This window comes from Pseudoalteromonas espejiana DSM 9414, from assembly GCF_002221525.1.
Lineage (GTDB): Bacteria > Pseudomonadota > Gammaproteobacteria > Enterobacterales > Alteromonadaceae > Pseudoalteromonas > Pseudoalteromonas espejiana.
This window is the reverse complement of record NZ_CP011028.1, coordinates 685,297-711,856: the sequence shown is the minus strand read 5'-3', so window position 1 is coordinate 711,856 and position 26,560 is coordinate 685,297. Positions and strand designations below refer to the sequence as shown.

The 26,560-nt window shown below is 41.1% G+C and carries 24 protein-coding genes and 5 tRNA genes; 10 read left to right on the top strand and 19 right to left on the bottom strand.

Features of this window, described 5'->3' with window-relative positions; genetic code table 11:
* Positions 1 to 30: 30 nt before the first annotated feature.
* Positions 31 to 537, bottom strand: coding sequence for a DUF3087 domain-containing protein (locus tag PESP_RS03220; RefSeq protein WP_089346746.1), 507 nt, complete (start codon positions 535 to 537; stop codon positions 31 to 33).
* 145 nt (positions 538 to 682) lie between these two features.
* Between PESP_RS03220 and PESP_RS03215 the strand changes: the two genes are divergently transcribed.
* The 5 genes from PESP_RS03215 (at position 683) to PESP_RS03195 (ending at position 4,338) form a co-directional block, all read left to right on the top strand.
* On the top strand, positions 683 to 1,318 hold the full coding sequence (locus PESP_RS03215; protein ID WP_089346745.1) for an energy transducer TonB: 636 nt from the start codon (positions 683 to 685) through the stop codon (positions 1,316 to 1,318).
* Positions 1,319 to 1,332: 14 nt separating this feature from the next.
* Complete coding sequence (locus PESP_RS03210; RefSeq protein WP_089346744.1) at positions 1,333 to 1,887, top strand: sigma-70 family RNA polymerase sigma factor; 555 nt, start codon at positions 1,333 to 1,335, stop codon at positions 1,885 to 1,887.
* On the top strand, positions 1,874 to 2,497 hold the full coding sequence (locus PESP_RS03205) for a hypothetical protein (protein ID WP_089346743.1): 624 nt from the start codon (positions 1,874 to 1,876) through the stop codon (positions 2,495 to 2,497). Before PESP_RS03210 ends, PESP_RS03205 begins: the two co-directional genes overlap by 14 nt.
* 271 nt (positions 2,498 to 2,768) lie before the next feature.
* Positions 2,769 to 3,527, top strand: a complete 759-nt coding sequence (locus PESP_RS03200; RefSeq protein ID WP_089346266.1) for an IS5 family transposase — start codon at positions 2,769 to 2,771, stop codon at positions 3,525 to 3,527.
* A gap of 145 nt (positions 3,528 to 3,672) precedes the next feature.
* The gene (locus tag PESP_RS03195; RefSeq protein WP_089346742.1) at positions 3,673 to 4,338 is read left to right on the top strand and encodes a hypothetical protein; all 666 of its coding nucleotides are present in this window, start codon (positions 3,673 to 3,675) and stop codon (positions 4,336 to 4,338) included.
* A gap of 208 nt (positions 4,339 to 4,546) precedes the next feature.
* Here the strand turns inward: PESP_RS03195 and PESP_RS03190 are convergent, their stop codons facing one another.
* The 14 genes from PESP_RS03190 to xerD all read right to left on the bottom strand — a co-directional run bounded on the left by PESP_RS03190 (position 4,547) and on the right by xerD (position 17,498).
* Entirely contained in the window at positions 4,547 to 5,923 is a 1,377-nt protein-coding gene (locus tag PESP_RS03190; protein ID WP_089346741.1) for a Na+/H+ antiporter NhaC family protein, read from the bottom strand.
* A gap of 187 nt (positions 5,924 to 6,110) precedes the next feature.
* Positions 6,111 to 7,772: a penicillin binding protein PBP4B gene (pbp4b, locus tag PESP_RS03185; protein ID WP_089346740.1), complete on the bottom strand. Its 1,662-nt coding sequence runs from the start codon at positions 7,770 to 7,772 to the stop codon at positions 6,111 to 6,113.
* 9 nt (positions 7,773 to 7,781) lie between these two features.
* Positions 7,782 to 8,957: an exo-beta-N-acetylmuramidase NamZ family protein gene (locus PESP_RS03180; protein ID WP_089346739.1), complete on the bottom strand. Its 1,176-nt coding sequence runs from the start codon at positions 8,955 to 8,957 to the stop codon at positions 7,782 to 7,784.
* Between the two features lie 684 nt (positions 8,958 to 9,641).
* Positions 9,642 to 9,718: transfer RNA gene (locus PESP_RS03175), tRNA-Arg, on the bottom strand.
* Positions 9,719 to 9,859: 141 nt separating this feature from the next.
* Positions 9,860 to 9,936: transfer RNA gene (locus tag PESP_RS03170), tRNA-Arg, on the bottom strand.
* A 47-nt stretch (positions 9,937 to 9,983) separates the two neighbouring features.
* A tRNA-Arg gene (locus PESP_RS03165) sits at positions 9,984 to 10,060 on the bottom strand.
* 47 nt (positions 10,061 to 10,107) lie between these two features.
* Positions 10,108 to 10,184, bottom strand: a tRNA-Arg gene (locus tag PESP_RS03160).
* 35 nt (positions 10,185 to 10,219) lie between these two features.
* A tRNA-Ser gene (locus tag PESP_RS03155) sits at positions 10,220 to 10,312 on the bottom strand.
* Positions 10,313 to 10,440: 128 nt separating this feature from the next.
* Positions 10,441 to 10,623 (bottom strand): hypothetical protein, encoded by a 183-nt coding sequence (locus tag PESP_RS03150; protein ID WP_089346738.1) that lies wholly within the window; start codon positions 10,621 to 10,623, stop codon positions 10,441 to 10,443.
* Positions 10,624 to 11,179: 556 nt separating this feature from the next.
* Positions 11,180 to 12,715 (bottom strand): lysine--tRNA ligase, encoded by a 1,536-nt coding sequence (gene lysS, locus PESP_RS03145; protein WP_089346737.1) that lies wholly within the window; start codon positions 12,713 to 12,715, stop codon positions 11,180 to 11,182.
* A 26-nt stretch (positions 12,716 to 12,741) separates the two neighbouring features.
* A protein-coding gene (gene prfB / locus PESP_RS03140) for a peptide chain release factor 2 (protein ID WP_099052188.1) occupies positions 12,742 to 13,840 on the bottom strand; the annotation gives its coding sequence in 2 pieces (ribosomal slippage) (positions 12,742 to 13,764 and positions 13,766 to 13,840; 1,098 coding nt in all).
* A 144-nt stretch (positions 13,841 to 13,984) separates the two neighbouring features.
* The gene (gene recJ, locus PESP_RS03135) at positions 13,985 to 15,706 is read right to left on the bottom strand and encodes a single-stranded-DNA-specific exonuclease RecJ (protein WP_089346736.1); all 1,722 of its coding nucleotides are present in this window, start codon (positions 15,704 to 15,706) and stop codon (positions 13,985 to 13,987) included.
* Positions 15,707 to 15,782: 76 nt separating this feature from the next.
* On the bottom strand, positions 15,783 to 16,511 hold the full coding sequence (gene dsbC, locus PESP_RS03130; protein WP_089346735.1) for a bifunctional protein-disulfide isomerase/oxidoreductase DsbC: 729 nt from the start codon (positions 16,509 to 16,511) through the stop codon (positions 15,783 to 15,785).
* 60 nt (positions 16,512 to 16,571) lie between these two features.
* The gene (xerD, locus tag PESP_RS03125) at positions 16,572 to 17,498 is read right to left on the bottom strand and encodes a site-specific tyrosine recombinase XerD (RefSeq protein WP_089349092.1); all 927 of its coding nucleotides are present in this window, start codon (positions 17,496 to 17,498) and stop codon (positions 16,572 to 16,574) included.
* A 105-nt stretch (positions 17,499 to 17,603) separates the two neighbouring features.
* On the opposite strand from xerD, the gene fldB reads away from it, so the two are divergent.
* Positions 17,604 to 18,125 (top strand): flavodoxin FldB, encoded by a 522-nt coding sequence (gene fldB / locus PESP_RS03120; RefSeq protein WP_089346734.1) that lies wholly within the window; start codon positions 17,604 to 17,606, stop codon positions 18,123 to 18,125.
* Positions 18,126 to 18,159: 34 nt separating this feature from the next.
* On the opposite strand, the gene PESP_RS03115 is transcribed toward fldB, so the two are convergent.
* Complete coding sequence (locus tag PESP_RS03115) at positions 18,160 to 19,107, bottom strand: DMT family transporter (RefSeq protein WP_089346733.1); 948 nt, start codon at positions 19,105 to 19,107, stop codon at positions 18,160 to 18,162.
* A 190-nt stretch (positions 19,108 to 19,297) separates the two neighbouring features.
* Between PESP_RS03115 and PESP_RS03110 the strand changes: the two genes are divergently transcribed.
* The gene (locus tag PESP_RS03110; protein ID WP_089346732.1) at positions 19,298 to 20,212 is read left to right on the top strand and encodes a LysR substrate-binding domain-containing protein; all 915 of its coding nucleotides are present in this window, start codon (positions 19,298 to 19,300) and stop codon (positions 20,210 to 20,212) included.
* Between the two features lie 2 nt (positions 20,213 to 20,214).
* Here the strand turns inward: PESP_RS03110 and PESP_RS03105 are convergent, their stop codons facing one another.
* A complete protein-coding gene (locus PESP_RS03105) occupies positions 20,215 to 20,661 on the bottom strand; it encodes a DUF2147 domain-containing protein (protein WP_089346731.1) in 447 nt (148 codons plus the stop codon).
* Between the two features lie 172 nt (positions 20,662 to 20,833).
* The gene (locus tag PESP_RS03100; RefSeq protein WP_089346730.1) at positions 20,834 to 22,843 is read right to left on the bottom strand and encodes an alpha-amylase; all 2,010 of its coding nucleotides are present in this window, start codon (positions 22,841 to 22,843) and stop codon (positions 20,834 to 20,836) included.
* 231 nt (positions 22,844 to 23,074) lie between these two features.
* Between PESP_RS03100 and PESP_RS03095 the strand changes: the two genes are divergently transcribed.
* Entirely contained in the window at positions 23,075 to 23,833 is a 759-nt protein-coding gene (locus PESP_RS03095; protein WP_089346729.1) for an IS5 family transposase, read from the top strand.
* 54 nt (positions 23,834 to 23,887) lie between these two features.
* Here the strand turns inward: PESP_RS03095 and PESP_RS03090 are convergent, their stop codons facing one another.
* Positions 23,888 to 24,586 (bottom strand): tRNA1(Val) (adenine(37)-N6)-methyltransferase, encoded by a 699-nt coding sequence (locus tag PESP_RS03090; protein WP_089346728.1) that lies wholly within the window; start codon positions 24,584 to 24,586, stop codon positions 23,888 to 23,890.
* 76 nt (positions 24,587 to 24,662) lie between these two features.
* Here PESP_RS03090 and srmB point away from each other — a divergent pair, with 76 nt between their 5' ends.
* Together srmB and PESP_RS03080 are read left to right on the top strand one after the other, a co-directional pair.
* Entirely contained in the window at positions 24,663 to 25,889 is a 1,227-nt protein-coding gene (gene srmB, locus PESP_RS03085; protein WP_089346727.1) for an ATP-dependent RNA helicase SrmB, read from the top strand.
* Between the two features lie 259 nt (positions 25,890 to 26,148).
* Positions 26,149 to 26,469: a BON domain-containing protein gene (locus PESP_RS03080; protein ID WP_089346726.1), complete on the top strand. Its 321-nt coding sequence runs from the start codon at positions 26,149 to 26,151 to the stop codon at positions 26,467 to 26,469.
* Positions 26,470 to 26,560 lie beyond the last annotated feature (91 nt).

Sequence of the window (26,560 nt, the reverse complement as noted above, 5' to 3'; positions counted from 1 at the left end):
TTGCTCCTTACAACTAACTTTAAAACTGCTTTAAAACTGTTTTAATATAGCCTCGTTATAGTCATCGGCATTTAAAGTCAGGTTATACTTGGCCGCCACACTATCAAGCTCGGCTTGTTTTATAGCTAACTCATCCATAGTAATGGTGTTATCGTCTAGCTGCCATAAAAGCCGTGATCCCGCGTAACTATAATGAATCGCTAACAGTGCATCGGCATTACCTTCGCGCCCTGCTGCTTTTAGTTTTGGCATTTTGCGGGTTATTTTATTAAGCGCTTGTTTTAGCTCCCACACATACACCACTTCGGTCATAAAACTATGTGTACGGTACTTATTTAACAGCCAGCCAATCGCCAAACTTGTTATTACAACACCGGTTAAATTCCAATGAAAATGGCTCCCGCTTTCATCAGGAAATAGCGCTATTAAAGTTTGCGATACAGCCAAGCTGCCAACAGCCAAACCCGCTGCACAACCTGCAATTACCCGATTTAAATGCTTGCGGTAACGTGCTTTATCTATTTGTATAAGTTGCATAACAGCCTAAAAGTTTATAAGTAAAAGAATACAAAACGCTATTGTAACTAAACCCCGCAATTTTTATAAAATTATTTAACCCCTTTTTGATTTGCCTCCCGTTATAGCTTTTAAATAACCCAATTAAGTTTACTCGGAGCGGCTTATGCACACACTTGAAGCACCCAATAACTCAGTATTTATTAAAACATCAACCGCCCTAATTGGCGGTGCAGTAATGACCTTTGCGGCTTTTGCGTTTATGCAATATTTAATATCTGGCGAGCAGCGCGCACCAATAAAAACCGGTGGCGATATTATTGTAGAGATTTTTAAGGCACCAGAGGACTCACAAGTAAGGCATATACAAAAAATACAGCCGCCACCGCCGGTGCCAAAAACACCGCCTAAGGCACCACCAATAGATACCTCAAACGACCCTGTAATTGCTATAAACGAAGTAATGCCGGTAACTATTGATGATTTTGGTGATGATATAAATAGCACCATTAACCGCCCTACGGGGGATGCAACGCCCATAGTGCGCATAAACCCTAAATACCCAACGTCTGCTGCCCGCGATGGCATTGAAGGCTGGGTACAACTTAGCTTTAGTATTTCGCCCACCGGTGAAGTAATAAACCCAGTAGTGATTAACGCAGAGCCAAAACGCACCTTTGACCGCGAAGCAATAAGAGTCATAAAACGCTGGAAATATCGCCCCAAAGTAATAGAAGGTGTGGCACAATTACAAACAGATCAAACTGTACAGCTCGATTTTAAATTAGATAACTCTATTTAACGGACTAAACGCCTATGCTACTAAGTATTAAGTCATGGTTATTTGAAACGCCAAGCAAGGATTGCATGGCAAGTTACGCAAAAAGTGGCGACAACCGCCACTTAGAGCAACTTATTGCCTTATACAGTAACGATTTGTACCATTATCTGGTAACACAATCTAATACGCATTTAGCATACGACGTAAGCCAACAAACGTGGCTAAAGGTAATCGAAAAACGCCACCTTTACCAAGCGCAAACCACGCCAAAAGCCTGGTTATTTAAACTCGCGCGCAACACATTAATAGACGAATACCGCAAACAGCAGCGCTTTGTAGAACTTGACGAAAATACTCATCTACCCGCGCAGCAAAATGAGCAAAGCAATATAAGTTATCAAGCATTCGATAATGCACTTAAACAACTAAGCTTTGTACAGCGCGAAGCCATTACCTTACAACAAGAAGGCTTTAGCCTTGCCGACATAGCGCTTATAACACAAAGCAGCCATGAAAGCGTAAAAACACGGCTGCGCTACGCCAAACAAAATCTTAAACGTTTATTAGGAGCAAACAATGAACAAGCCTGATGAGCAGTTTGACCAAAAGCTCACTCAACATTACAAAGAGCGAAAAGCACGTACTACACTCACTGCTTCGCAGCAAAAAGCGTTACTTAATAAAGCCACGCGCACAAAGCCTAAAAAGTTTGGTTTTACACTACAACTTGCCAGCCTCGCCTGTGCACTGGGCGTGTTCGCATTTATTGTGTTTGATAGCAGCAATGGTATTAACCACGCGCCAAAAACCGTGCTTAACAGCTCATTTAAGACTATAGACATTCACGACTATTCAATTATAAAAACTCACGAAATAACCCCATCAGGCAGTTACACAAGCGCCATTACCGAGAAAAAACATGCACTCGATACTCAACATGCCAATAACTTACGCCTACACCAACAACGCCACATAGAATACGGCACGCTAGTAAAGGTCGATAACGACTGGTACATAGCCAGTTGTAATGACGAAGTACTGGTACAAATTAAGCAGTCGCTCTTAAGTGATTTAAAGGGAAGGCACGCAGTTGAAAGTAATATAAATACCGGTGATATGCTCGCTATGGCGCATAACGGCAAAGGGCAGATTATAGCGCTTAAACATGCGGGAGAAGGGGTTAGGCAGTGCGGCGCATAAAATTAGTTGTGACATCTACGCTTAAAACTAAGTTTTTTATTTAAAAGCTATGTAATTAAACTTACAAATTATAATTAAAAACTACAAATAGCACTCGCAAACCAGCTCATAAAACGCTTAATATAAAGTATCATATTCAAATAAAATGAATTTAATATGAAAGAGATTTTACTAGGGCGTGTTGATCTTTGTTGAAAAAGTAAACGGCATAGCAACAAGGTATAATTGGTTTCGCCAAAAATCAAACATACCACCGAGAACGGATGTTGCTATGCCAAGAACAATGTTAACAGATAAACGCTGGTTAAAGCTCAAAGAATTAATGCTCAATAGTGGTCGAGTTTATAATAAATTTGACCACCGAATGACGCTAGAAGGTATTTTGTATCGAATGCGCACAGGAATTCCTTGGCGAGATTTACCACCACACTTTGGGCTTTGGAGTACTGTGTTTAGGCGCTTTAACTTATGGTCTAAGAAAGGCATTTTAAATACTATTTTTAAACATTTAGCCCTCATCACTGATTCTGAATGGCTATTCATTGATGGCAGTATTGTGCGAGCACATCAACATAGTAGTGGTGCAAAGAGCGACAAAGATGAGTCGATAGGTAAAAGTCGGGGTGGCTTTTCAACTAAGATTCATCTGGCCGTTGATAGCTATGGATACCCAGTACACTTTGAATTAACAGGTGGTCAGCGAAATGACTTTGTTATGGCAGAAAGCCTAATAAAACATTCGCCTAAAAGTGACTATGTGATTGCTGATAAGGGCTACGATAGCCAATCAATTCGTGACTATGTAACTGAGCATGGAAGTGAGCCACTAATCCCTCGGCGTAAAGATAACACCAAGAAAAACAATGATATGGATTGGGATCTATACAAGTATCGACACTTAGTTGAAAATGCGTTTGCACGAATAAAGCACTTCAGAGCAGTATCAACTCGGTACGATAAATTAGAAAGGAACTATGCATCAATGGTTTCATTAGCATTCGCTATTATGTGGTTATCGATGCATACCTGACTAAAATACAAACAAAGATCAACAACCCCTAGATCATAACCAAAAAAATTATTGTATTTATCCTCGTTTAGAGATTGGTAAAAATACATCAGAGTGTAGGTTTTGCAAGTCAAGATCTGCAACGTACAATAACCTATCTCACTCGTTGCCCGAGCTTTTAGGTAATAAAAGTATCTTCACAATAAATGAGTGTGATAAATGTAACTCTATTTTCTCTGACTTTGAAAATCATTTAAGCCGCTTTATCCCTCCTTCTTTTATAACACAGATCAAAGGTAAAAAGGGCTACAGTAATTCTTATGTTAAGGGTGGCGGAAAAATATTTGCTACAAGTAATTTCATAGAGATAAAAGATGAGCCAGACATATTTTCAAAAGAAGTAATTATATCAAATCAAAAATTCTCAAATGTTAAAGTCTACAAAGCACTCCTTAAGTGCTTAATATCTTTATTACCAGATCAAGATGTATCAATATTTGATGACGTAATTAAATGGCTTATATCTAATAAAGGATTTAGAGATTTTGATTATACCGCTGTGGCGAATATAGGGTACCGTTTACCGAGTTGTGACAATAAGGAGCTGTTAAGCGTGACGTTATTTAAAGAGAGCTCTAAAGATAAGTTGAGGTACATGTTAAGCGGTAAATTTAATAACTTATTTATTTTACTACCTTTTTCATTTGTTACTACAGAAAAAGCTAAATTCAAAACTATTCCTGCAAGATCTGAAAGTGAAAAATTTTATTTTCAGGAAGTTGATTTTAAAGACTACTCAACACAACATAAATTTAGGCTAAACTTTAAATAATTATATATTGAATTTATTTCGAGCTCACACCCGACGCGCCAGCAAGCTAAGCGCCTACAAAACAATATATAAACTCGGCTTTAAAGCGGTGAAATAAATTGGCGTTCCGTTGGGTTTCGTGTCACTCAACACAACCTACGTGTAAACAAAAAAGCCTGCGGTTAAGCAGGCTTTTGAGTGTTTGAAACTGACTTATTTTAAAATGTGTTTATAACACAATTATGCTTGTTACTAAGTACGCTATAAACGTCAGTGCGCCGCCAAATAATGCGTACGGTAGCTGCGTTTTAACGTGGGTGAGTAAGTCACAACCCGAGGCGAGTGCCGATACGGCGCTGGTGTCGGATATGGGTGAGCAGTGATCGCCAAATATACCACCACCCAAAATAGCACCCACTACAAGTGAGGGCGGTAGGCCAAGCTCTTGAATAAGTGGCACGCCAATAGGGATGAGTATGGCAAATGTGCCCCACGATGTACCCGTAGTAAACGACATAACCGCGCCCGTTAAAAACAGCACAGGTACAATTAAATAAATTGGTAGGTAGTCGCCTACTAGCGATGCGACAAATACGCCGGTGCCTAGCTCTTTTAAGCTTGCGCCAAGTGTAAGCGAAAGCAATACAATACTTACCAATGGTAATAGCTCGCCCATGCCTTTAAAGCCGGTGTCTACTAATTGATGGTGGGTAAATTGGCGTGAGCTAATCATTAAAGCGTAAGCAACCACAATGGCTAACACGGTTGCGTATAATACTGATTTAGAGCCGCTACCTTCTGCTAATACGCCGTTACCGGTGTAAAACATAAAGCCTACCATGCTCACAATAAGTGTTAATAATGGCACGAGCATGTAGCGCGCTTTAGAGCCTTTTACTTCTTCTTTTAGGTCGGTTTTTTGCAGCTCTAGCTTTTGCTCGGCTTCTTTCATTGGGCCGTGCACTTTATCAAACGCGATGGTGTAAAACACAATGACTAAGGTGATAATGGCGTAAAAGTTATACCCTACGCTGCCCCATAAAATAGAGACTGCCGATTCGCTTAGCTCGTAATTGCCAAGTAAACCCAGTACAAATGCGCCCCAGCCGTTAAGCAGTATTAAAATACATACCGGTGCACTGGTGCTATCAATAATGTAAGCAAGGCGTGCTCGGCTCATTTTAAATTTATCGAACAGGCCGCGCGATACAATACCTGAGGTTAATACACTTAGGTTTGATTCTATAAATACTGCGATGCCGGTAAACATGGTTAAAAAGCCAACTTGGCGCTTACTTTTTGCAATGCCTTTGTTCATTAGCATATTAACGGTGGCTGCTACGCCGCCCGATTCGCGTATGTAGGCAAGCAAAGCACCAATCATAATACTAAATATTAAAATGCGGGTGTTACCTGGCGAGCTGGCTACCGATATTATGCGCTCAATGGTATTTAAAAATGTAGCAAATAAGGTATTACCTTCGCCTTGTATTGCGAGTAAAAGTTCTGATGAAGCCACAGCCACCAAAAGTGCCATTATTACTTCTTTTCGCCAAAATACGATGGCGATAGCAATGAGCGGCGGTAATATAGAATACCAAGACATAAATTAACCTTTATTAATAGCGAAGTGCGTTCGCTTATTCACGTTGAAACGCTTATTTTGCAAGCCGTTTTAAAAAATGTGGCCTGAATTTGTAAACCGCTTAGCTTAATGGATTGGCTTAGTTAAGTCACCTGCAAATAAATCACTTAAGGCACTGCACTTAGGCCATTTTAACCTAAACGATAATTTATTGATTTAGTAGTGCTTCGTAAATAAGCGATACCACCGAGCCATATTGCGCGGTCTCGTATTGTTTGCCCAAAAACTGGTAATGTTTTTGGGTGCCTTTTATTGGTGTGTGGCGCGCATTGGTCAATAAAATAATGGCTAAATCGTATGTTGGGTCAATTACAGTAACTGTGCCCGTCCAACCGGTATGACCATACGCTTGTGCACTTGCGTAAGGGCCAAAGTGCCAACGCCTAGCTTGGTTGTTACCGGCAAGCCTAAAACCAAGGCCGTAGGTTTCGTTGTTTAATTGTGGCGTTAAAAACTGCGCTAAGGTTGATGCGCTAAATAACTGGTTATTGCCAAAGCCACCTTGGTTTAATAGCACTTGGCTAAGCACCGCTAAATCGGGTGCATTACTAAATAAACCCGCATGCCCTGCTACGCCATCAAACGAATAAAATGCTCGCTCGTCGTGCACTTCGCCTTGCAAAACATTAGTGCGAATATTATCAAACTTAATACGCCCATCGCGGGTGTTACCGCTAAGCTCGGTGGCTGCAAATTCAGGACGTTTAAAGCCCTTTTTAAGCGGGTTAAATACCGTATTGGTTAGTTTAAGTGGGGCGTAAATGTGTTGCTCTAGGTAGTCATCGAGTGATTGCCCGGCTATACGCTCAACCAGTACGCCTAAAATCATATAATCAATATCTGAGTATACTGCTTGTGCGGGGTATTTATTACTTAGCGGTACTTGCGTAAGTAACAGCTGCTTAGTGGTTTGGCTGTTTTGCGAAAAATACGCATCGCCGTTTTTAGTGCTTTTACGATGAAAATCAAACACCGGCGGGTAACCCGCTGTATGCGTGAGTAAATCTTTTACTGTGCGCAGCTCGCGCCCATCGCCTTTGTACTCAGGTAAATAACGTTGTACGGGTTTGTTTATATTTAAAAGCCCTTCGCTTACGAGTTTCATAAGGGCAAAGTTAGTGGCAAATATTTTGGTGTTAGACGCTAAATCAAACAAAGTATGTGTTTGCATTGGCTCTGGGCGTAGTAGCATTAAATCACTTTGTTGGTACTGCTTAGCATCGCCATAGGCGCTAAGCTTTATGAGTTCGCCACTTTTAACAACGGCCAATACCGCCCCCGGAAAACCTGCTTTTACGTCTTTTTCAATAAGGGCATCGACTTGGCTAAAATCTATATTACTTTGCGCAGCGGTATTTAACGTCGGAAACTCAAAGCGTAAGGTAAGGCTTGCGCCCTCAGGCTTAATATTTTCAACTTTAAACGTATTTACCCCGTTATGAGTACGCCTTGCGAGCGAATACTCGTATAAAGTATTCGCGGCTAGCTGGCTGGTAATATTAAGCTTTTGGTTATTAATAAATATATCGGCGCTTATCGCGTTTTTATTTTGAATTAATAACTGCCCTCGCCCTTTGTACGCTTTAAATGTGCCACGGTTATTTACGTATTCACGGCTACTTGGGTTAGCCTCAGGAAAGGTAACCACTACTTGTGCATTTGGAAGCGTTACCAAATTACTTTGTTTAAGCTCACTCGATGTAAAATCATTAGCTTTATTGCTGCTACACGCTGCAAGTGTAAGGCCCATAAGTACGACTAAAGTGGCTTTAAAATAAGTGCTTATTTTTGTGTTTATTACTAACGCCATTTATAACCCTTACTTGTATAGTAAATATGGCGCACGTTGCTTTTTAAATGCCTCAAGCCCTTGCTGCCAACTTTGTTTTATTTGTCCCTCTGATTGCCCTGCTTCAATAGCTAAACGTAACTTATTAGTACCTGCTAGTTTATCCATAAAATCAGCGCGTTCAAAAAAGGTAATATTGTTTTTAGTTAATTTACTATAAGCCGTTATTAAGTAACTTAAATTAAGCCCATGCGTATTTTCCGCACGTAAATCAAGCCCTTTTACAGGGATATTTTTAAATTTAGGGTTTGCTGCCGCGCCTTTAATAGAGCGCGGTGTAAAACTAAAATCTCCAAGCGCAACGGGCGAATAGCCAATTACCTGAAACGCAAAGTCGGTGCCTCTGCCAATACTTATAGGCGTTGCCTCAAAAAAGCACAGCGACGGGTAAAGCGTAATTGATTGATCGTTCGGTAAATTAGGGCTGGGTTTTACAGGTAAGCTGTAGGATGTTGTGCGCGAGTAATGATCAACGGGGATCACAGTAAGCTTTAAATCAGCGGCTTTATTGATCCAGCTTTCGCCTTTGATCATTTTAGCAAGCTCGCCTACCGTCATGCCGTGCAGCACGGGTATTGGGTGCATGCCTACAAACGATTTAAAGTCGCGCTCAAGTATTGGCCCATCAACGTAGGCAATATTGGGGTTTGGCCTATCAAGTACAATAAACTCAATACCTTGCTCTGCTGCGGCTTCCATCATGTAATGCATAGAGCTTATGTAAGTATAAAAGCGCACGCCTACATCTTGTATATCAAAAATAATAACATCTACATTGCTAAGAGCTTCGGCGCTTGGTTTTTTGTTTTTGCCATAAATAGAAATAAGTGGGATACCGGTTTTGCTATCAACTGCATTTTTTACATGGGCACCGGCATCGTGATCGCCCCTAAAGCCATGCTCAGGTGCAAAAATTTTGGTTATGTTTATATTTTTAGTGAGTAAGGCATCGACTAAATGCTTGTTAGCAACAAGTGATGTTTGGTTTACCACAAGCCCAACACGTTTGTTTTTTAATTGTGGCAAATAATGTGCGAACTGCGCAGCGCCAACCACAGGTAAATTTTGCGCTTCGCTTTGCTTCGCATTCACATTAAATAAGCTGCTAAATAATAATACAAAGGTGATAAATACGGCTTTAAACATACAGCAAGATCCTTTTAAACAAGGTGTTTAAAATACCACAGCTTAAGTTAAAGAGCAGTGAATGGTTTTGAGTAGATACGTAAGTAATTAGAAGCTTCGCTTCTCACGCGAACAAGTTCTGCGTCTACGATGATAATTTAACTCACAATTTAAAGTTTAACTGTAGGCGCTCAGCTTGCTGGCGCGACGAGCATCGCTCGTAAATGGTTTTGAGTAGATACGTAGGTAATTAGAAGCTTCGCTTCTCACGCGAACAAGTTCTGCGTCTACGATGATAATTTAACTCACAATTTAAAGTTTAACTGTAGGCGCTCAGCTTGCTGGCGCGACGAGCATCGCTCGTAAATGGTTTTGATTAGATACGTAAGTAATTAGAAGCTTCGCTTCTCACGCGAACAAGTTCTGCGTCTACGTGAAATTGTAAGCAGAGGTGTTTAGTTAGGCTTGGCTTATGGTTTTCTTAAATTTCAAGCACAAAAAAACCGACTTTCGTCGGCTTCTTTTCTATTAACTTAAGTAGTAATAGAAAGTGGTGGCCGCAGGACGTACCTTGTAAGAGTGAACCTCCGAGCGCTTGGTTCGCAGTAAGGTACTTTATTTATATCTACGCTTTACTTTATTCCAAGCACAAAAAAACCGACTTTCGTCGGCTTCTTTTCTATTAACTTAAGTAGTAATAGAAAGTGGTGGGCGCAGGAGGATTCGAACCTCCGACCGCCTGGTTCGTAGCCAGGTACTCTATCCAGCTGAGCTATGCGCCCACTTTCATTTTTTCTTATTTATACTCTAAGTTGAGTTTCTAAAATAACCAATTTAAGTACACATTTTAAAAATGTGAGCTTAACTTATGTATTATTTTAGACACAAAAAAACCGACGCTTATGTCGGCTTATGTATGAAAGTGGTGGGCGCAGGAGGATTCGAACCTCCGACCGCCTGGTTCGTAGCCAGGTACTCTATCCAGCTGAGCTATGCGCCCACTTTCATTTTTTACTAATTTATACTCTAAGCAGAGTGTTGTAAAAGTGGTGGGCGCAGGAGGATTCGAACCTCCGACCGCCTGGTTCGTAGCCAGGTACTCTATCCAGCTGAGCTATGCGCCCACTTTTACTGTTTGCTTGTTTATACTCTAAGCAGAGTGTGTAAAGAGTGGTGGGCGCAGGAGGATTCGAACCTCCGACCGCCTGGTTCGTAGCCAGGTACTCTATCCAGCTGAGCTATGCGCCCAATCTTTACTTTACAAGACTCGCCATTAAAAGAAATGGTGGAGAAGGAGGGATTCGAACCCTCGATAGAGCTACAAACTCTATACTCCCTTAGCAGGGGAGCTCCTTCGGCCACTCGGACACCTCTCCGTCTTGTGGGGCGTATAATAAAGATTTCAGAAAATATGTCAAACACTTTTATGTCAAAAATGACTATCTGGTTAGAGAACGCGCATAAGTAGGCATTAATTATATAATTGGTTTGAAAAGTATACGATTTAAATGTTTTTGTCTTGCGGGTTAACGCCCATTAAAGGCACTAAATCATCTTTTAGTTGTTCTAAATATTGCTCTTGGTAACCTAACTGCTGAAACTCTGCAATGCAGGCTCTGTAATAGGCTTGTCGCTTTTGTTCAGTTGTGTCGGTTTCTGGCGATTCTTCAACTCGGTTGTCTTTCATATTTTATTCTAAGTCCATTTGAGAATTCATATTTAGCGTGCTATTTTAACCCAGCCTAAAATTCGGCCGTATTCTAGCTAAGTTTTTTACATAAATACAACAAAATGTTTAAAAAACAGTCATAAAGCTAAGTTATAGCACTGCGATTAATAATCTTTTATTTGCGCCTACAATAGATAACCCAATCTGAATTAACCATTAATAATTATTAATAACTACCTTTTAAAATTAGTTTAGTACTAATTAATTAAAAGTGGTAAGTACTTCAACAAACTTTTTGCCTTCTTTTTTTAAGCAATTTTCTCTCCAAGTTATTATACCAATCCGTATAATTAAGTGATCTATTTTGATGATGTAAAAGCGTGTTGATAGCAAGGCAAAAAATTCGCTATTCAGTTGTTCTAAATAAAATTTTTAACGCAGGTAGCAACACGTTTAGCCCCTAAAAATGATTAAGTATTATTACGGATTGGTATTATTACAATTGCCTTTATGGGCATACAAAAACGCCGCTAAAATTTAGCGGCGTTTTTAGTGTTTATTTTGTTAGTTTAAGCTAGTCAGCTTGTGGGCGCATATGCGGGAACAAAATAACGTCTTTTATGGTTGGTGAATCAGTAAACAACATGACTAGTCGGTCAATACCAATACCTTCACCAGCAGTAGGCGGTAAGCCGTACTCTAGTGCGCGTATGTAGTCTTCATCGTAGTGCATTGCTTCATCATCACCTGCGTCTTTCTCTTCAACTTGACGAGTAAAGCGCTCAGCTTGATCTTGTGCATCGTTAAGCTCCGAGAAACCATTTGCAAGCTCACGTCCGCCAACAAAAAACTCAAAGCGGTCGGTAACAAATGGGTTTTCGTCGTTACGACGCGCCAGTGGAGACACTTCCCACGGGTAACCAGTAATAAATGTAGGTTGGATAAGCATGTGCTCAGCCGTTTCTTCAAATATTTCACATAAAAACTTACCTGGGCCCCACACACAATTTTCAGGAATTTTAACGTGTACTTGTTTAGCGTACGCCTTTAATTCATCAAAGTGGTTTTCTGGGTCATTAAATACCGCAGCATCAAACTCAGGGTTAAATTTTAAGATAGCATCAGCCATGCTTAAACGTGTAAACGGTTGGCCAAAGTCGTACTCTACTGAATCGATTACTTCGCCGTTTTCGTCTTTAGTTGTATTAACGACAATTGGGCTACCCAATACGTTAGTTGCAACAGTACGTAGCATGTCTTCGGTGATATTCATCAGGTCGATGTAATCAGCGTACGCTTGGTAGAACTCAATCATAGTGAATTCTGGGTTGTGACGCGTTGATAACCCTTCGTTACGGAAGTTACGGTTAATTTCAAATACGCGGTCAAAACCACCTACCACTAAACGCTTAAGGTAAAGCTCAGGCGCTATACGTAAGTACATGTCTATATCAAGTGCGTTATGGTGAGTCACAAATGGACGCGCAGATGCACCGCCAGGAATAACCTGTAGCATAGGCGTTTCTACTTCCATAAAGTCACGCTCAGCTAAAAAGCGACGAATGCCTTCAACTACTTGTGAACGAATACGGAATGTTTCGCGTGTTGCTTCGTTAGTAATTAAATCAACATAACGTTGACGGTACTTAGTTTCTTGATCTGATAAGCCATGAAACTTCTCTGGTAATGGGCGTAGTGACTTAGTAAGTAGTTCGTACTCGGTCATTTCTACGTATAAATCGCCTTTACCTGATTTATTAAGTGCGCCTTTAACACCAATAATATCGCCAATATCTAGTTGACCATATTTTGCTTTTAAATCTTTTTGCACATCTTTAGATGCGTATGCTTGTACACGGCCTTTCATGTCTTGAATTGCCATAAAAGGACCACGTTTAGCAAGAATACGTCCAGCAATTGATACAACATGCTGAAGCTCTACTAATTCTTCTTTACTCTTATCACCAAACTCAGCCTGTAAATCAGCCGTGTAATGTTCACGACGGAACTGATTAGGATGACCGTTGGCTGGGCAATTTTCGCGAATAGCGTCTAACTTGCCGCGACGCTCAGCGATTAACTTATTTTCGTCTTGGATTTGATCAGTCATTTTTTAGCTCTTTTTTAGCTTGGTGGTTATAGGCCAGATTTTAGGCTGGCTTCAATAAATTTGTCTAGGTTGCCGTCTAGTACCGATTGCGTATTACGGTTTTCAACACCTGTGCGTAAATCTTTAATACGTGCATCATCAAGTACGTAAGAACGAATTTGGCTACCCCAGCCAATATCCGACTTTGCGTCTTCTTGAGTTTGCTTTTCAGCATTTTGTTGCTGAAGCTCAAGCTCAAATAATTTAGCTTTTAACTGCTTCATTGCTTGGGCTTTGTTTTTATGTTGCGAACGCTCGTTTTGACACTGTACAACCGTGTTGGTCGGTACGTGAGTAATACGTACTGCCGATTCGGTGGTATTTACGTGCTGACCACCCGCGCCCGATGCACGGTAAACGTCTATACGTAAATCTGACGGATTAATATCAATTTCAATGTTGTCATCTACTTCTGGGTATACAAACGCAGAGGCAAACGAGGTATGACGACGGCCACTTGAGTCAAACGGACTTTTACGTACTAAACGGTGTACGCCTGTTTCTGTGCGTAGCCAACCGTATGCGTATTCGCCAACAAAGCGCACTGTTGCGCCTTTAATACCGGCTACATCGCCATCGGTAGCTTCTACTAACTCAACTTTAAAGCCTTTGGCTTCACCCCAGCGTAAATACATACGTAGTAGCATGTTACACCAGTCTTGTGCTTCGGTACCGCCAGACCCCGATTGTAAATCGAGGTAAGCATCGTTTGAATCGTGAGAGCCCGAAAACATACGACGAAACTCTAAACCTTCAAGCTGTTTATTTAAGCCTTCAAGCTCAGTTTGCGCTTCAACAAAGGTGTCTTCGTCTTCGGCTTCTACTGCAAGCTCTAACAAACCTTCAACGTCGTCAGCACCGGCTACTAGGTTGTCGATTGTTTCAACTACGGCTTCTAGTGCTGATTTTTCACGGCCAAGGGCTTGTGCGCGCTCAGGCTCATTCCATACGGCTGAATCTTCAAGTTCGGCGTTTACTTCTTCTAAGCGTTCTTGTTTAAGAGCGTAGTCAAAGGTACCCCCGAAGCAGTTCAGTACGTTCGCGAATTTCCTTGATTTGATTAATCACAGGATTCACTTCAAACATGTACATTACTCCAAAATGGCTAGATTATTGCGCGCTAAAATTAGCTCCTAACGCAATAAATTATCGTCAAATGATAAAAACGCCCGATTTTAACAAAAAACCGCGCGTTTTATTAGCCTTTTATGCATGCATTGTGCATATTTTTTAATGCACTTTTTCAAGCTCTCTTACTATTAATTGCAGGCTAAACTTACCTCTAAACTCGTTTATGTCGAGCTGATACGCCACTTTTGCATAACGGGCTTCGGTGTCGGGCCATGCTTTTACATCAATGCCAAAGGCAATGGCATCGACTAACCGCCCAGATTGATGCTTAAGCACTAATTTTAGGTGTTTTTCGCCCACTATACGCTGCTGAATAACTTCAAAGGTGTGCTCAAATACCGGCTCTGGAAATTGCTGTCCCCATGGGCCTGATTGCTTCAATAGCTGAGCAAAGTCCATGGTAAAGCATTCGTTTGGCAACTCGCCATCGGTAAATACAATACAGCGTTTACTTTCTTCGCTTAACTGCGCACTTACGGCTGTATCAAACGCGTTTTTAAACTCGTTAAAGTTTTGCTCGTTAATGCTCAAACCTGCCGCCATGGCATGGCCGCCAAATTTACTAATTAAATGAGGGTCGGCGGTGTTTAACCGTTCGAGGAGGTCGCGCATGTGTAGCCCTTCAATAGAGCGGCACGAACCTTTTATTTCACCGTTTTCGCCACCAGCAAAAATAACGGTTGGGCGGTGGTATTTTTCTTTTAAGCGGCCAGCCAAAATGCCAATAACGCCCTGATGCCAGTCCTCTTGGTATAAACAAATAGCGTCGGGAATGTTGTCGTCGTTAAAGGCAAGCCTATCAAGCACAGCTTGTGCCTCGGCTTGCATGCCCTGCTCTATTTCGCGCCTCGCGTGGTTTAAGCTATCGAGTTCACCGGCAATGCGCCTTGCTTGGTTTATATCGTTACTTAGTAAACACGCTATGCCTAAGCTCATATCGTCTAACCGGCCTGCGGCATTTAAACGCGGCGCAAGCGAAAAACCAAAATCACTGGCGCTTAAACGCGCTGCATTTCGATTCGCCACTTCAATAAGTGCCGTTATACCAGGTCGCGTTTTACCACTGCGAATACGCGCTAAACCTTGGTGTACTAAGGTGCGGTTGTTTGCATCAAGCGCAACAACATCGGCTACGGTGCCAAGGGCGACTATATCAAGTAGGTCGGCCAAGTTTGGCATAGCGTGGGTTTCAAAGTGGCCTTGCTCACGTAGTGTGCTTCTAAGTGCTATAAGCAAGTAAAAAGCAACGCCAACACCGGCAATAGATTTTGACGGAAAGCCGCAATCGTGGCGGTTAGGATTTACAATTGCATCGGCATTAGGGAGTTGCTCGCCTTGTAAGTGATGATCTGTTACCAGCACTTTTATACCCACGGCTTTTAAAATATCAATACCGGCAATACACGAAATACCGTTATCTACCGTTATAACCAGTTCAGGGTTTATTTGTACTATTTGCTCAGCCAGCGCAGGGCTCAAGCCATAACCTAAACTAAAGCGGTCTGGTACTAGGTAGTCTAAGTTATTAAACCCAAACATTGCTAAACCTTGCATTAGCGTGGCGGTACTGGTTGCGCCATCGGCGTCAAAGTCGCCCACAATTAAAATACGGCTTTGTGCATTAAGCGCGTTTATAAGTAACTCGGTGGCTTTATCTATGTCTTTAAACAACTTAAAGTCGATAAGCGTAGCTGCACTGTTATTTAGCTCGTGCGCATCTTGCACGTTACGCGTTGCATAAATTTGCTTAATAACAGGGTGTAAATTACTTGGCAGGTACGAGTCGTCTACGTTTTCGCGCGCAATGATCAGTTTTTTCATGCTGAGGTTTACTTATAAATTCAAAATAAAAACAAAAAAAGGCCATTACGGCCTTTTAATAAACGCAAACGCCTTATTAAGACGCTTTGTTTGCCTCAAGTGCTGCACTTAATGCGGCCGCTGGTTGGTAACCTGGGATCATGGTGCCATCTTCTAAAATAATGGCTGGCGTACCACTAATACCAAAGCTTTGACCTAGTTGGTAATGCTCTGCAACCGGTGCGCTACAACCTTTTATTTCGCTTGTAGATGCGCCCGATTTAGCTTCTGTTAGTGCTTCTTGTTGGTCGCGTGCACACCACACATTCATTAAATCAGCATAACCAGAACCCTGTAGTCCACCACGCGGAAATGCTAAGTAGCGCACAGTAATGCCCGCATCAAGTAAGTCGTCTAACTCGCGGTGTAATTTACGACAGTAACCACAGCTAATATCGGTAAATACGGTAATTTGATGTTTTTCGTTTGGCGCTTTGTACACAATCATTGAGTCTTCGTATTCTTTTACGCCTTCAACACGTACACCATTTAACGCTTGCTCAGTTAAGTTACTACGATTGTTTAAATCGATTAACGTGCCTTGCATTAAAAACTGGCCGTCTGGGCTTGCGTATAAAACACCTTTATTTGTAATTAACTCTTTTAAGCCGTTAACTGGGCTTGGGTTAATTTGCTTAACCGTTACGCCTAGCGTGGCAAACTTAGTAACGATAGGATCATCAGCACTTGGCGCTGTCGCTACGCCATTTGCAAATGCACTAATACTTGTGCACAACATTGCACCTGCTAACATTAATTTTTTCATAGTTTTCTCTATCTAATAATACGTACTAAATTGACCGCCAAGCTGATAATAAATTTCATATTAAGCGCGCGGATGATGCTCTGAGTGTACCGATTTTAATCTCTCATTAGCAACATGTGTATAAATTTGTGTAGTTGATAAATCGCTATGCCCTAACATCATTTGTACTACTCGAAGGTCTGCCCCGTGATTAAGCAAATGTGTTGCAAATGCATGACGCAGCGTGTGCGGCGATAAATCTGATTCAATAGATGCCAAAATAGCATAGTGTTTAATACGATGCCAAAAGGTTTGTCGGGTCATACCTACACCACGTTTTGACGGAAACACAAAATCGGTGGCGTGTTTGATCATTTGTGCGCGGCCATCTTTTAAAAACTGCTCAAGCCAATACATGGCCTCTTCGCCTAGTGGCACTAAGCGCTCTTTATTGCCTTTACCTTTTACAAACACTACCGATTGGCGCAAGTTAATTTGCTCCATACGTAGCCCTACCAGTTCGGTGACACGTAAGCCCGTTGCATAAAGTAGCTCAAGCATGGCTTTATCGCGCAGGCCCATTGGCTCTTCAATATTAGGCGCACTTAAAAGTGCATCTACCTCAGCCTCAGAGAGTGTTTTAGGTAACGACTGCCCTGCTTTTGGTTGCGCTATGTTTTCAAGCGGTGAGCTTGAAATGTGTTTTTCGCGCACAAAGTACTGATAAAACCGTTTGAGTGCACTGATGCTGCGTGCGGTACTGCGAGGCTTTAAGCCTAAATCTACGCGGTGCGCTAAATAGCTTTCTATATCAAGGCTAGTAACTGTCATTAGGTTTTCGCCTTTTAAAAACTGGCAAAACTTGTCTAAATCGCTGCGGTACGCGCTTAGGGTGTTTTCGCTAACACCTTGTTCTAAATACAAGCTATCTAAAAAGGTTTCTAAAAAGTCGCTATTGCTACTTAGCTCGGTATTTTGTTCAGGTAAATCGTCAGGTAGCGTTGTCACGTTGTGATCTCTTGTTGGTAATACCACGGTAGAAGGTATCAATTAAAAATACCTTACGGTAAACTGCGCCCTATCATAACAGGCAATTACACAGTGATAAATACGATGCAGATTGGTTTATTTTTTGGCTCTACTACGTGCTACACAGAAATGGCAGCAGAAAAAATTCGCGACATTATTGGCGCCGATGTAGTGACCTTACACAATATTAAAGACGAACCACTAAAAAATGCAGAGCAGTACGACTTTATCATCTTTGGTATTTCAACATGGGATTTTGGCGAAATACAAGAAGACTGGGAGTCTAAGTGGGACGACATGAAAGATGTAAACCTAAATGGTAAAACCATTGCTTTATTTGGCATGGGCGACCAGCAAGGTTACGGACAGTGGTTTCAAGACGCCCTTGGTATGCTTCACGATGAAATAAATACCCAGTCGTTTACGCAACTTGGCTTTTGGCCAAACGACGAAAACTACGAGTTTGAAGCTTCAAAAGCCCTTACCCCAGATGGTAAATACTTTGTAGGACTCGCGCTTGATGAAGACAGCCAATACGAGCTAAGCGATGAGCGCATAGCTAGCTGGGTTGAACAAGTAATGACCGAGTACAGCGAAACGCTATAACGAGTTTGGCCTAAACCATGTTTAGGCCAACACTTTATAAATAACTTAGCTTTTTAACGCGCTTTTTTTCATCTAATTTTACCTGCCTACGCAACAGCCAATTTGGCGCAAAAGTATTAATAATGCATGCTAATACAATTAGCGCGGAGCCTATTACTTGCGACAAGCTTAATGTTGTATCGTAAAATATAAGCTGGAATAGCAACGCAAATAACAAGTTAGAATAAATAAGCGGCGCTAGCTGTGAGTTAGAGCTTGCTAAGCGATACGCTTTACCTCTAAAAAACTGCGTAGCCGCGGTCGAAAACCCAATTAATGCCACCACAAGCAGTAATCCATAATCACTCATATCTATTGCAAAGCCTTGGTAAAAGCTTGCCTCGGTGCTGGTAAACATTAATACCGGCACCATAAATAAAGAGGCTAAGGCAAAACTCCAGCCGTTTATTACCATCATGGGGAGATTGATTTTACTTGCTCTAAATAAGGTAATTTGCGAACAGGCATTAAAAATACCCGCACCTAAACCAATTAATAAGCTCCAGCGCCACTGTATGCCATCGCTATGAATATTTTGAATAATAACGCCTGTAAACATAAGCGCCATTGTAGGCAGCAATAACCAATTTAATTTGGTTTTAAAAAGTACCCGCTCTATTAGCGGAATAAATAACGGCCCAGTACTAAATAAAATAACCGCCTCCACCAGCGTTAAGGTGTTTAACGCCACTAAGAAGCAGTTTTGGCACAGCACAATAAAAATTGCGCGGGTTGCAAAGGTTTGCCATGCCGACTTATTCGGCAGTTGCCATTTAATACCCGCCGCCAGTGCCAACATAATAATGGCGGGTAAAAACACCCGTAAAAAAACCACTTCACTGGTACTAAAGTAGTCTGTTAGTAGCTTCGCAATAAAGCTGTTTAACGCCAGAGTAAATGTAGAAAGCAGCATAAATACACTAGCACGAGAATTTAACGACACCGCGGTTATCCTTTAAATAAAAAATTAATAAAAACTGATTTAAAAGCTTAATTTTTTTAATCTATTTATTATTTTTTAAAAAATTGGCATGTGCTTTTATAGCGCTAATTTTACGTGTACTTTATAAATATAAAAGCGAATAATACTAAACTAACCTGTAAGTAAAACTTAATAGTAATGTGTGGTGAGTATGATTAAATCGGCGCCTTTAAAATCACTGTATACGTTTATAGCCGTTGCCGAAACTGGCAGTATGGTACTAGCGGCAGAGCAACTAAGCATTAGCCACTCTGCGGTTAGCCAATCGATAAAAGCGCTAGAGTCGCAGCTTAATACTGCGCTATTTAATCGTATTGGTCGGCGGGTTGAGCTAAACCCTGTAGGTGAGCGCTATTACAAACGCATTGCCCCAGCCATGGCCGAAATTTTAACAGCCAGCCAAGAAGCCAGTAACGCAAGTAATGAACACACCCACTTAACACTTAATATGGTTAACTCGTTGGCGTTACATTGGTGGATCCCCCGCGTGGCGGATTTTCAGCTTATGGCTCCAAATAGTGATATTCGTATTTCTAACTTGGTGGGTGAATTTGATTTAGAACGTGAAGGGATTGATGCCGCTATTATTCATGGTCAGCCCGATAAGTGGCAAAAATACCACTGTGAAAAACTAGCCGACGATCAGTTAATTTTAGTGTGTAACCCACAGCTTTTAGCGGGGTTAAATGAGGATGAGTTAACTCCTCAAAGTTTACTTGAGCGTTTTAAAGCAATATACGTTACCAACCCACGTAGGCAAAACGATTGGCAAACGTGGTGCGAGGCTAATAACTTAGTGCAGCCTAAACAGCATAATAATTTAACGTTTAATATTTCGGTGCAGGCAACGCAAGCAGCTATGCGCCAGCTAGGTATTTTAGTAACTCACAAACAATTTGTACGTGACGATATTAAGCACGGTATGCTCACACAAATAGGCAAAAGTATAGTAAACCCGCACCAGCAGTTTTATTTTGCAACAAGCCACGCCATGCTTAATCACCCACAAGTAAGTGCATTAAGAGAGTGGCTAAAACGTGAGTTTTTAAAAACCGCCAGCGAATAACGTTACTCTACACGCTCCCAATATTGGTTACGGTAAAAAAAGCCAATATAACCGCGAACCTCTAACGTTTTACCGTCGTTTTGTGGCGTTAGTTGCACGGTGTAGGTTTTGCCATTAGTTGGGTCGAGTATTTCGCCATCTCCCCATACGCCATCATCTTCTGGTTTTACATCAGTGATAATAGTCATACCTAAAATAGGCTGATCTTTTAATGCGCCATCGCACTCTTTACAAATGCCATCTTGCTTAGCTGGGTCTAAAATAGAGTCTACCTTGCCGCTTAGTACATTGTTGTTTTGTGTAATACGTACGTACGATTTAGCTTCGCTTGTATCTTCATCAATGGTTTTCCAAAGCCCTACAGGGCTCATGTTTGCAAGCGCACCTTGGCTTACAAATAAAGCCGCTGCGAGTGTACTTAGCAAAGATAGTTTATTTAATTTTTTCATTATGTTGCCTTAATTTAAAATGGCGAATAAAGCGATAATACCAGCTGATTTATAAACACACTATGAAATTAAATAGCTAATTAGGTACATATAAAAAGTAAAAACCAAGCACGCGTTAACGCACTTGGTTTTTAATAACTATGTTTTAAAGTACATATTTTAAAATACGTATTTAAAAGTCACGCACCTCTACACTTGAGCTATTAAATTCAAACATATTAATTTTGCCGCACTGTGCCATATGGTTAGTACTTGCATATGGGGTATTTGCTTGGTTTATATCGCCCTCCCACTCTTGGCCATTTTTTACAAATGCTTTTAGCTCAAACCAGCCGTTAACCGCTTTACTGCAATCCATTTCTACATCAAGCATCCAGTAGTGTTCGCCCCATATGTTAAGGGGCGTAACGCCAAAGCCATCAGCATCTACCGTTTTTTGCGTGCCATATTCACTAGGCCATATATTTGTAGTCCAATCCGTCGCCGTACCTTGCGCCTCGCTGCTTTGGCCTTGTTCAATACCATACCAATCAAGGTAGTTATCGTTTGCTTTCCAAAGCGAAGTGGTATTATTTTTTAAATTGTTGTGACGAATAGGCATGGCACATTCAACGTTAGTTGTTTGGCAGTTCCTACCAAGGTTTGCGTTGGCATAGGCATGGTCTATTCCACCGCGAACAAACATATCTTGCCCGCTTTGTGTTTGTGCATTAATAAAAACAACGGTTCTTTGCCAATCCTCTGCGTTATTAGGGAGCGAGCTTTGCGTTAATTTAGCGTTTTTATGAATTGCCATGGCATCCCACGGCGCCACATTTAAGTTAATAGTGCCATTACTATTAACGGTAATAACCTCACCACTACAGCTTTTAGCATCAGCCGAAAGCTCACCTTTTAACACATTACAGTATTGCCCAGCAGCCATGTCTGTTTGAACCGTTGCATTTAAAGTGGCATCTTCTTTATTAATTGCCATATGGCCTGAACTACCTCGCCCAAATGCAATCTGGTTATTGGTGTTATCCCACCAGTTTGTTACAGCCCAATTGTCGGCAGTGTTATTTCTAAAATCGACACCACCAGCAATGTACGACCACCGGTGCTCACACTTCCAATTACTTGCAAAGCATTCTAAGTTACCATTATTGTGAACTGGCACACTTGGTCCACCCGCATCGGTATCGCCATGAAAATCATAACTCGACATCACTTTTGGGTACCCATACGGATACGCCAACATAAATACATTAGCTAGGTCGTATAAACGGCCATCTTCAAAAGTAATTACATTACCCGCACCACCATGCCCGCGCTGATTGTCGTGATTATCAACAAATACTACTGCCGATGAGCTTGGCATAAAGCCCCAGCCCTCACCAAAATTACTTAGCCACGCAAGCGAGCCATTTCTAAAGGCATTACCAAGCTCTGTACTGTATTTAAACTCAGTAACTAAACCTGTGCTTAAGTACTCTGAGGCATCTACCGCTTCAGTACCTTGATCTATCACCTCATGAAACACCACTGGCGAGCCATTTATTTTTGCCATTAAAGCTTGAATATCGCTTGCGGCAACATGCTTAGCAGCATCAAACCTAAACCCCTTAACACCAATATCTTGAAGGTCGTTAATATAGGCCGCTAACGTATTTTGTACATAATTTGAAGCGGTGTTTAAATCGGCAAGCCCTACTAGCTCGCAGTTTTGAACCCGATAACGGTTATTTCCGTAATCTTCTGGGTTAATTGAGCAACTTTCGTGAAAATCTTGTGGGCTATAAATAGGATATTGTTTATTACCAAAGGTGTTACCGGCAGTGCCAGTACCACTGCCTGCTGCCATATGGTTTATTAGCGTATCAACGTATATATCTACGCCTGCTGCATTACAGCGATTTACCATATCTATAAACTGCGAGCGGTTACCGCCACGGCTTTGTAGTTGGTAGCTCACAGGTTGATAGCGAGTCCACCATTGGTTACCTGTAATATGCTCGTTAGGTGGTGATACTTGCACAGCAGCGTATCCTTTGGGCCCTAAAAACTGTTCGCATTCTTGCGCTACATCTTGCCAGTTCCATTCAAATAAATGCACAAATGTTGTAGGGGCAGCCGATACTAAGCTTGGTAAAGTTAAGCCAAGGCTTAACCCGGCGGTGGTGATAATTTTATTCAGCTTCATAGTGTGTGTTCCAAATGTTGAGCGAGCTATACTGCATACTCGACGTTATTTACAAGTGGTTAACACTAGTCGGGAGGTTGATTAAATAAAAACTGAATACGTATGCATAATAGGTAAATTATCCTTTATTACTAGGGCGTGTTGATCTTTGTTGAAAAAGTAAACGGCATAGCAACAAGGTATAATTGGTTTCGCCAAAAATCAAACATACCACCGAGAACGGATGTTGCTATGCCAAGAACAATGTTAACAGATAAACGCTGGTTAAAGCTCAAAGAATTAATGCTCAATAGTGGTCGAGTTTATAATAAATTTGACCACCGAATGACGCTAGAAGGTATTTTGTATCGAATGCGCACAGGAATTCCTTGGCGAGATTTACCACCACACTTTGGGCTTTGGAGTACTGTGTTTAGGCGCTTTAACTTATGGTCTAAGAAAGGCATTTTAAATACTATTTTTAAACATTTAGCCCTCATCACTGATTCTGAATGGCTATTCATTGATGGCAGTATTGTGCGAGCACATCAACATAGTAGTGGTGCAAAGAGCGACAAAGATGAGTCGATAGGTAAAAGTCGGGGTGGCTTTTCAACTAAGATTCATCTGGCCGTTGATAGCTATGGATACCCAGTACACTTTGAATTAACAGGTGGTCAGCGAAATGACTTTGTTATGGCAGAAAGCCTAATAAAACATTCGCCTAAAAGTGACTATGTGATTGCTGATAAGGGCTACGATAGCCAATCAATTCGTGACTATGTAACTGAGCATGGAAGTGAGCCACTAATCCCTCGGCGTAAAGATAACACCCAGAAAAACAATGATATGGATTGGGATCTATACAAGTATCGACACTTAGTTGAAAATGCGTTTGCACAAATAAAGCACTTCAGAGCAGTATCAACTCGGTACGATAAATTAGAAAGGAACTATGCATCAATGGTTTCATTAGCATTCGCTATTATGTGGTTATCGATGCATACCTGACTAAAATACAAACAAAGATCAACAACCCCTAGATAAACAAGCTCAATAAACAGCTTACATTTTTAAATAAAATGCTTTGCACAACGCTACATAATCAACTGTGTAACTATTATCTAAGTTTCTAATACACAGTATTGAAGATTCTATATCGCTTTTTACATAGCTAAATGTCATTAAGCTGCGGCTAATATCTTTATTAGGAGTGGCTTTTACTTGGCAATGTACATTTAAATACAGCCCATTTTGCGTAGCAAGCTTAATAAATAGCGCGCCTTCAATGCTGGGAAGTATTAAGCTAAAGCGAGAGCCACTATGACTTAAACGTTTAAACGCATTTATTAACTCGTCAAAACTTAATCCATCGGTATGGCGGGCGGTGTTTCGGGTATCGCTTTCACCTTTTAAACTGTTATTAAAATACGGCGGATTCGAAATCACGACATCAAACGGCTTGGCATGTTCAAAGCTCTGAATTGTGGTGTGCTCTATATTAATATTTGGCCATGGGCTACTCGCACAGTTTTTTAGCGCTTGGTTATAAGCTGCTTCATCAACCTCAACAGCAGTTATTGCAAGCCCGCTGCTTCGCTGCTTGCACATTAGCGCCAGTAACCCCGTGCCTGTTCCTATATCAAGCAATGATTGTGCGCCGTTTAAATTGGCCCATGCACCAAGTAAAATGCCATCGGTTGAGACCTTCATGGCGCACTTATCGTGCTCAACCTTAAATTGTTTAAATGTAAACCCTGACATTTTTTCACCTTTTCATTCACCAACTGGCGTATAGCGCGTATAATTGCAGGTAATTGTCCCTTATTTTAGACACTCTATGCAATTTTCTGAATTTGATCTTGATACAAAGCTACTCAACGCCATTGATAAAATGGGTTATGAAACACCAACCAGCATTCAACAACAAGCTATTCCTGAGGCTTTACAAGGTCGCGACATTTTAGCGTCGGCACCTACAGGCACAGGTAAAACAGCGGCATTTTTAATTCCGGCAATTCAATACTTAATGGATTTTCCACGCCGCGATCCTGGTTTTGCTCGTGTGTTAATTATGACCCCTACGCGTGAACTGGCTTATCAAATTCATGAACAATGTGAACTACTTGCTAAAGGTACTCACCTTAAAATTGGTGTAGTAACCGGGGGGATTAACTACGGTACTCACAAAGAAATTTTTGAAAACAATAATGACATTTTAATCGCCACACCAGGGCGTTTAATGGAATACCTTGAAACCGAAAATTTCCACGCCGAAAACGTAGAAATGCTAATTCTTGATGAAGCCGACCGCATGTTAGACATGGGCTTTAGAAAAGAAATGCTACGTATATGTGATGAAGCTAAAAACCGTCGTCAGTGCTTTTTATTCTCAGCCACTCTTGAGGGCGACAGCGTAGAGTTATTTGCAGAGCGCATTTTAAACGACCCTGCATTACTTGAAGCGGAATCGTCACGTAAAGAAAAAGCAAAAATTCACCAGTGGGTTCACCTTGCTGATGACTACCACCACAAATTAGAGCTTTTAGTAAATACCTTAAATGGCCCTGACGTAAGTAAAGCTATTGTGTTTGTTAAAACCCGTGAGCGCCTAGAAACACTCATTGGTGAGCTTACTAATAATGGTGTAAAAGCAGCATGGCTACGTGGTGAAATGCCACAAGACAAACGCATGAAAGCCATGGAAAACTTTCACAGTGGTAAAACTCGCATATTAATAGCAACCGACGTTGCTGCACGTGGCATTGACGTTTCAGACATTAGCCACGTAATTAACTTTGATATGCCACGCACTGCCGATGTATATGTACACCGCATTGGCCGTACTGGCCGTGCTGGTAAAAAAGGGATTGCAATATCGCTTGTTGAAGCACACGACATTGGTATTTTATACAAAGTTGAACGCTACACAGAGCAAAAGCTTAAGCGCCGTATAATTAAAGGTATTGAGCCACAACACAAAGAAGCTAAGCCACCAGCTAAAAAGCGTAAAGATCCAGTAAAAATGAAAGCCAAGAAAAAAGCGAAGGTTAAAAAGAAAAAATAACTTAAACATTTTTATATTAAAGCCGGCATTAGCCGGCTTTTTAGTGAAAGCCTTACAGGCTCTGCCCTTTGTACCTGTTACAAATGTAACCCAAGCATGTAACTCATACTCAGTAAAATGTAATTATTGCCCACCTGAATTCTCACTTAATAAAATATCCTTATATTTCAATGCATTAATTTTGGCACTGAAATTGTAACTGTAAAAATAACTCAGCAAACAATTGCTGCACTATTAACCGTAATGTAAGGATAAAGTTATGAACCGCTTCAAGTTAACTATCGCTTTAGTATCATTTTGTTGTTTATTTTTATTAGCTTGCGCTACTAAAGTAAGTGCAGCAACTAACTTAGCCATAGTAAGCAGTGTGGCTACTCAACCTAACTTACAACAATCAATTACCAACACCTTACGTACCAACCCTAATTTGGCATTAAGTGATATTCGTGTACAGGTTAAAAACGGTGAAGTCGATTTATACGGAGAAGCAAAAACAGGTTTTCAGCGCGCTCTGGCACAAAAATTTTTAGAAAATATGGATGGGGTTAAAATCATTCGAAATAAAATTAGTGTTATTTAACGTACAAAACAAATATGTTATATGCTTTAAAGTTTGCAATTTACGAGAGCGTCAGTTTTTCAGCAGTTCGTTGGTCAGAATATTTATTAAT